The organism is Pontibacter sp. HJ8, from assembly GCF_054824225.1.
This window is the reverse complement of sequence record NZ_JSYF01000117.1, coordinates 1-6,725: the sequence shown is the minus strand read 5'-3', so window position 1 is coordinate 6,725 and position 6,725 is coordinate 1. Positions and strand designations below refer to the sequence as shown.

Sequence of the window (6,725 nt, the reverse complement as noted above, 5' to 3'; positions counted from 1 at the left end):
TATTTGAACAGCAAGTACCAAGGGTGTCACCGCAACTTGGTACCAGGCTATACCTGTGATCGCGATCGGGTGACCATGTTTCATTAGGCAGCATTTCGAGGTCTGATCGAGTTCAGTTTTATAATAAGTAAGCTACTCTTTATTATTCGTACTTTTATTTCAAATGGAAAAAGAATCTAAGATATACATTGCCGGGCATAGGGGAATGGTGGGCTCCGCTATCGCGCGTAAACTCAAAGCTTCCGGCTACGCTAACCTCATCACCCGCACCTCCTCTGAACTCGACCTCCGGAACCAACAGGCGGTGCTCGATTTTTTTGCAGACGAAAAACCGGATTATGTGTTTCTGGCGGCAGCCAAGGTAGGCGGCATTCAGGCAAACAACACCTACCGCGCAGATTTTCTTTTCGATAACCTGATGATTGAAGCCAACATCATCCACGCGGCCCATCTGCATGGGGTGCAGAAGCTGATGTTCCTGGGTTCCTCCTGTATTTACCCCAAAATGGCCCCGCAGCCGCTGAAAGAAGAATACCTGCTGACGGGTCCTCTGGAAGCCACCAATGAGCCATACGCGATTGCCAAGATCGCCGGCATTAAGCTTTGCGAATCCTACCGGGATCAGTACGGGAGTAACTTTATCAGCGTGATGCCGACTAACCTGTATGGCTACAATGACAACTACGATCTAAACAACTCACACGTGCTGCCGGCCCTTATCCGTAAAATACATGAGGCAAAAGACAACGGAGCAGCTACTGTTACCGTATGGGGCACAGGGAATCCAAAACGTGAATTCCTGTTTGCCGATGACCTGGCAGAAGCCTGCGTCTACCTGATGCAGGAATATAACGGCAGGGAACTCGTCAACATCGGTACCGGCGAAGACGTTTCGATCAAGGAACTGGCGCTGCTGATCAAAGAGGTAATCGGGTTTGAAGGCGAGCTGGAGTTTGACACTTCGAAGCCGGACGGTACTCCCCGAAAGCTGATGGATGTCTCAAAACTGCACAGCCTTGGCTTCAAGCATAAGATTGAACTGCGCGAAGGGATTGCCCTGGCGTATGCTGACTTCAAAGAAAAATACGTTACCGCCTAAGCTTACTCAGGCACGATAGTCCGCCAACTTGGATTATCAGTCAGGTGAGCGGTATACCCTAAATTGCTTGCGAACCTGCAGGCGCAGTAGAATCAAATAACAGAAACAAAAAAAATATAATAAACAGATACAATGAAAACAGCCCTTATCACTGGCGTAACCGGACAAGATGGCGCTTATTTAGCTGAATTACTGCTTAGCAAAGGATATAAAGTGCACGGCCTGAAGCGTCGTAGCTCCATGTTTAACACCGACCGTATTGACCACCTTTATCAGGATCCGCACGAGAAGAACATCAACTTCAAGCTGCACTACGGTGATATGACGGATTCTACGAACCTGATCCGTATCATTCAGGAAACGCAGCCGGACGAAATCTACAACCTGGCCGCCATGAGCCACGTGAAGGTAAGTTTTGATACGCCGGAATATACGGCCAACGCCGACGGTATCGGTACGCTGCGCATACTCGAAGCGATCCGAATCTTAGGGCTTACAGAAAAAACAAGGATCTACCAGGCATCCACTTCAGAACTCTACGGCCTGGTGCAGGCTGTTCCACAGTCCGAAACCACGCCATTCTACCCACGTTCTCCCTATGCCGTGGCCAAACTCTACGGCTACTGGATCACGGTAAACTATCGTGAAGCGTACGGCATGTTTGCCTGCAACGGTATTCTGTTTAACCACGAGTCGCCACTCCGCGGAGAGACCTTTGTGACTAGAAAAATTACCCGCGCTGCTGCCCGTATAAGCATGGGGCTGCAGGACAAGCTATACCTGGGCAACATGGATGCCAAGCGTGACTGGGGCCATGCCAAGGACTATGTGGAAGCCATGTGGCGCATTCTGCAGCAGGACACACCGGAAGACTTCGTTATCGCAACCGGCGTAACAACCACTGTACGTGACTTCGTGAAGATGTCGTTTGCCGAAGTTGGCATCGAGATCGAATTCAAAGGCGAAGGCATCGACGAAAGAGGCTATGTAGCCGCCTGCAACAACCCGGAATACCAGTTGGAGATCGGTAAGGAAGTGGTGGCAGTAGATGCGAACTACTTCCGTCCGACAGAAGTAGAATTGCTGATTGGCGACGCTACCAAGTCCAGAACCAAACTGGGTTGGGTGCCGAAATACGATCTGGCCGCTCTGGTAAAAGATATGATGCAGCATGACGTGGAGCAATTCAAGCGTGACTCTTACCTGTTGGAAGGTGGTCACCGCGTACTGAACTACCACGAATAATACCCGGCTATACCTGCAGGTATAGCCCAAACAGAAAAGGCAGTTTCACTCAAAGTGAAGCTGCCTTTTTGTTTTAGCATTCTCTAGAAGATAGGCTGGAAGTGGGTTGAGATTTGGGTGAACTCTCTGGCGTATACCTGTGACCGATCAATAGTAAATACAGAAAGCCAGCGATAATCACTGTAGGGACATTGTCCGGATCATGCACCAGGTATAGGTATAGGTATAGGCAGGGAGAAAAGGGGGAGGGTTATAAACGCAAAAAGCCCTTGATTTCTCAAGAGCTTTTAAGCGGTCTGGACGGGACTCGAACCCGCGACCTCCGCCGTGACAGGGCGGCATTCTAACCAACTGAACTACCAGACCATTCTCTTTTCTCTAACGCTGTTCGTTAAAGTGATACAAATGTAGAGGGTTATTTTTGATTCTGCAATAGCAGGGGCACTTTTTGGCCTTATATTTTTGGCCGAAAAGTGTAAGATGCTCAAAACCAAATATTTTATTTTTATTATAAAGGATTAATCGCTCCGATTAGCTGCAGCATTTGCGGAAACTGTTAAATTTGCATCAGAAATAGCGACAGAATATATGCTTTTGGATTTTGAACAGCCCATTGCGGCCTTGGAAGGTAAACTGCAGGAGATGAAAAAACTGGCTACGGAAAGCCAGGTAGACGTATCGGAAGCAGTGAAGGCCCTGGAAGAGAAAATAAAGACGCTCAAAAAGGAAACGTATGCCAACCTGACCCGCTGGCAGCGTGTGCAGCTGTCCCGTCATCCCGACAGACCCTACACCCTGGATTATATAGATGGCATCACAGAGAAGTTTGTCGAACTGCACGGCGATCGTACGGTAAGCGATGACAAAGCGATGGTAGGTGGCTTTGGCGACGTAGACGGCCGTAGTGTTATGTTTATCGGGCAGCAGAAAGGCCGCAATACCAAACAGCGCCAAATGCGCAATTTCGGTATGGCGAACCCGGAAGGCTACCGAAAGGCACTTCGCCTGATGAAAATGGCTGAAAAATTCGGCAAACCAATCGTCACCTTTATCGATACGCCTGGCGCCTTCCCGGGTCTGGAGGCGGAAGAGCGGGGACAGGGCGAAGCCATTGCCCGCAACCTGAAAGAGATGTTCATGCTGAAGGTGCCCGTGATCTGTATCATCATAGGAGAGGGCGCTTCGGGAGGTGCACTGGGTATAGCCATAGGCGACCGGGTGATGATGCTCGAAAATACCTGGTACTCGGTTATTTCGCCTGAGTCCTGCTCGTCCATCCTGTGGCGTAGCTGGAACTACAAAGAGCAGGCGGCCGAAGCCCTCAAACTTACAGCCACCGACATGCTGCAACACAAACTCATTGACGGCATCATCAAAGAGCCGCTGGGAGGCGCGCATACCGAACCGCAAAAAATGATGCGCATGCTCAAAAAAGAGATCATCAAATTGCTGGATGAATTGGAAGCCGTTGATGCGGAAGACCGCATCATGCAGCGTATCGATAAGTTCTCGGCCATGGGCGTCGTGTTGGAGAGCTAAGGAAATTGAAATAAATCGAAGTGGCAGCAGAGGAAATCTTTCTTTGCTGCCACTTTTTGTTTTAGTACTTTTAATTCAGCTGCGTATGGAAGGTTGTTTTCCATACCTGCAGGAAGGTATAGGAGCTTTAGGTATAACGTTGCGCTCCTATCTGAAGAAAAGAACAAATCACTTTCTAACTTCTTAACTCTTTAACTCCTAAACTCTCAAAACTATGAATCTTCACGTAATCGATACTGGCTTTTTTAAACTGGACGGAGGCGCTATGTTTGGTGTGGTACCCAAAACACTGTGGCAACGCACTAATCCTGCCGATGAAAATAACCTGTGCACCTGGGCCATGCGCTGCCTGCTGATCGAAGACGGAGACCGCCTGATCCTGATCGACAACGGGATCGGTGATAAGCAGGATGCCCGGTTTTTCAGCCACTACTACCTGCACGGTGATGCCTCCCTGAAGACTTCTCTTCAGGCAGCCGGCTTCTCTTATGCCGATGTCACCGATGTTTTTCTCACGCATCTGCACTTTGATCATTGCGGAGGCGGGGTGAAATACAAAAACAGTGAAGGAGCGCTGGAGCTTGTTTTCCCCAATGCCACCTACTGGTCCAATGCCGACCACTGGAAGTGGGCCACAGAGCCCAACCCGCGCGAGAAAGCCTCTTTCCTAAAGGAAAATATCCTGCCCATGCAGGAGAGCGGCCATCTGAAGTTTATAGATCCCAACCAGCCATCACCTTTCTCTCAGTTCGATATATTCTATGCTGATGGGCACACCGACAAGATGATGGTGCCTATCATACCTTACAAAGGCAAAAAAGTAGCTTTCATGGCGGATCTCCTTCCTTCAGCCGGGCATGTTCCCTTGCCCTATGTCATGGGCTACGATACGCGCCCCTTACTGACCATGGATGAAAAAGCACGCTTTCTGCAAACCGCTGCAGATGAGGATTATGTGCTTTACCTGGAACATGATCCAACAAATGAGTGCTGTAGTGTGCAACAGACTGAGAAAGGTATTCGTTTAGAGAAAACATTCTCACTAAGCGAACTCTAATACTATGCAGATCGGTCTGGCGCTATCGGGAGGAGCTGCCAGAGGTATAGCTCATCTGGGAGTTCTAAAAGCATTTGATGAAATCGGGATCAAGGTTGCTATCATTTCCGGCGTAAGTTCGGGAGCGATTGCCGGTGTATTTTATGCATCGGGCTTCTCGCCCGATGAAATCCTCAAGCTCATCAAAGAGCTCCGGATCTACCGGATCATGCGTCCGGCCTTCGGTCAGATCGGATTCCTGCACCTGGACGAAGTGGAAAAACTCTATATCAAGCACCTGGGTGCAGATGCCACCTTTGAAGACCTGACTATGCCTGTCATCATTAGTGCCACGGAGATGAACGAGGGGGTGACCGCATATTTTTCCAGCGGGAATCTGATCAAACCGCTTCTTGCTTCCTCGGCCGTGCCGGTGCTATACCGCCCTGTCTCTTACAACGGTATGCTGCTCAATGACGGTGGCCTGCTCAACAATATGCCGATTGATCCCCTGGAAGGAAACTGCGATATCAAAATTGGCGTCCATACCAACCCGGTCAATCATCAGGCCCGGATAACGACCCTTCGGAGCATGATCGAAAGGACTGTGCACCTGGCCATCAATAATAACGTAAAACCCCGTATACCACAGTGTGATTTTTTTATAGAACCACAGGATCTCAAATACTACAGGCTCATGAGCTTTCGCAAGGCAGATGAGATTTTTGAAATAGGCTACCGCTACACCATGAACCTGAAAGAGAATCTGTTAGAGTTAACACAAGAAAAAAGCAGTTTATAATCTGCAAATCGAGTACAGCATGCACATGCTTAAATTAAATATTTATGTTTATAAATATTTGTTGAAAATCTATAGTCAATTCAGTATATTTCCCGTAAATCCAGCTGGTATATTTCTGCGTTTCTTTTGAATTAAATTTTAGAACCTTATGGTAAAGCCTTTATTTACCCTTGTCTTCCTGATCTCCTTTTTTTCCTTTACCAAAGGATGGTCGCAGGAAAATCATAGCTCCCTGATCCGGGCCAAAGTGAAACATGGATCGCTCATGTTGGGAGGCAACCTGCAAGGGAGCTACTCACTTACTTCCCAGGACCTGGATAACACAGGGCAGAAATCGGAAGGTCAACTCATCAATCTAAATTTGCGGGGTAAAAACGGATATTTCGTGCACGAAGATTTTGTTGTCGGGCTGGATCTGAGCATTCTGCATCAGAGCACCAAGTTAACCTCCCCGAGTGAAAGACCGCATGAAGCCAGGAGGGAAACCTTTATGTTAGCCGGTCCTTTTGCCCGATATTACCTGCTAAACGGTGTTTTCGGGGAAGTAACCATGCTGGCTGGTCTGCACAATTTCAATGATGTGGGACGAAAGTATAAAGCCCTCGAGGGTTCGGTAGGGATAGGCTATGCTTATTTTATCAATGAAAAATTTTCCCTGGAACCTGTCTTATCCTTCCGTTACTTCCAGAAAGTGGACAGGGATGACAAAAAATACCGAGAACTGGGGCCTATGCTGGGATTCGGACTACAGGTATACCTGCTCCGAAAGAAGTCCCACATTATCAAAGAAGGACTTTAGCGGTTCCCGATTTAAAATATTATATAGTATATTTGAATTGCTAATCCATAAGCTCACTGCTTATGGATTAGCTTTTTTTATAATCGGGAAAAATGTTCGCAAAATCACTCTCTAAGCTGATTTTTAAATTAGCTGGCTGGAAACTCAATGGCAACCTGGCCCCTGAGCTCCGGCGCTGCGTTATGATCGCAGCACCTCATACCAG

6 protein-coding genes and 1 tRNA gene are annotated in these 6,725 nt (G+C 48.1%); 6 read left to right on the top strand and 1 reads right to left on the bottom strand.

Annotation, left to right across the window (positions count from 1 at the left end):
- Positions 1–163 precede the first annotated feature (163 nt).
- Together fcl and gmd are read left to right on the top strand one after the other, a co-directional pair.
- Positions 164–1,099 (top strand): GDP-L-fucose synthase, encoded by a 936-nt coding sequence (gene fcl / locus OB13_RS06570; RefSeq protein ID WP_461489356.1) that lies wholly within the window; start codon positions 164–166, stop codon positions 1,097–1,099.
- Positions 1,100–1,231: 132 nt separating this feature from the next.
- On the top strand, positions 1,232–2,344 hold the full coding sequence (gene gmd, locus OB13_RS06565) for a GDP-mannose 4,6-dehydratase (protein ID WP_461489355.1): 1,113 nt from the start codon (positions 1,232–1,234) through the stop codon (positions 2,342–2,344).
- Between the two features lie 292 nt (positions 2,345–2,636).
- Here the strand turns inward: gmd and OB13_RS06560 are convergent.
- A tRNA-Asp gene (locus OB13_RS06560) sits at positions 2,637–2,710 on the bottom strand.
- 222 nt (positions 2,711–2,932) lie between these two features.
- On the opposite strand from OB13_RS06560, the gene OB13_RS06555 reads away from it, so the two are divergent.
- From OB13_RS06555 to OB13_RS06540, 4 genes are all read left to right on the top strand, one after another.
- Positions 2,933–3,883, top strand: a complete 951-nt coding sequence (locus tag OB13_RS06555) for an acetyl-CoA carboxylase carboxyltransferase subunit alpha (protein WP_461489354.1) — start codon at positions 2,933–2,935, stop codon at positions 3,881–3,883.
- 214 nt (positions 3,884–4,097) lie between these two features.
- Positions 4,098–4,940 carry an MBL fold metallo-hydrolase gene (locus OB13_RS06550; protein ID WP_461489353.1) on the top strand — a complete coding sequence of 281 codons (843 nt, stop codon included), beginning with the start codon at positions 4,098–4,100 and terminating at the stop codon, positions 4,938–4,940.
- A 4-nt stretch (positions 4,941–4,944) separates the two neighbouring features.
- Positions 4,945–5,721 (top strand): patatin-like phospholipase family protein, encoded by a 777-nt coding sequence (locus OB13_RS06545; protein ID WP_461489352.1) that lies wholly within the window; start codon positions 4,945–4,947, stop codon positions 5,719–5,721.
- Between the two features lie 148 nt (positions 5,722–5,869).
- A complete protein-coding gene (locus OB13_RS06540) occupies positions 5,870–6,520 on the top strand; it encodes a hypothetical protein (RefSeq protein ID WP_461489351.1) in 651 nt (216 codons plus the stop codon).
- Positions 6,521–6,725: the final 205 nt, after the last annotated feature.

Bases quoted from the DNA above. Each gene is read 5' to 3' on its own strand.
- fcl (WP_461489356.1), top strand. From the start codon at position 164: ATGGAAAAAGAATCTAAGATATACATTGCCGGGCATAGGGGAATGGTG.
- gmd (WP_461489355.1), top strand. From the start codon at position 1,232: ATGAAAACAGCCCTTATCACTGGCGTAACCGGACAAGATGGCGCTTAT.
- OB13_RS06555 (WP_461489354.1), top strand. From the start codon at position 2,933: ATGCTTTTGGATTTTGAACAGCCCATTGCGGCCTTGGAAGGTAAACTG.
- OB13_RS06550 (WP_461489353.1), top strand. From the start codon at position 4,098: ATGAATCTTCACGTAATCGATACTGGCTTTTTTAAACTGGACGGAGGC.
- OB13_RS06545 (WP_461489352.1), top strand. From the start codon at position 4,945: ATGCAGATCGGTCTGGCGCTATCGGGAGGAGCTGCCAGAGGTATAGCT.
- OB13_RS06540 (WP_461489351.1), top strand. From the start codon at position 5,870: ATGGTAAAGCCTTTATTTACCCTTGTCTTCCTGATCTCCTTTTTTTCC.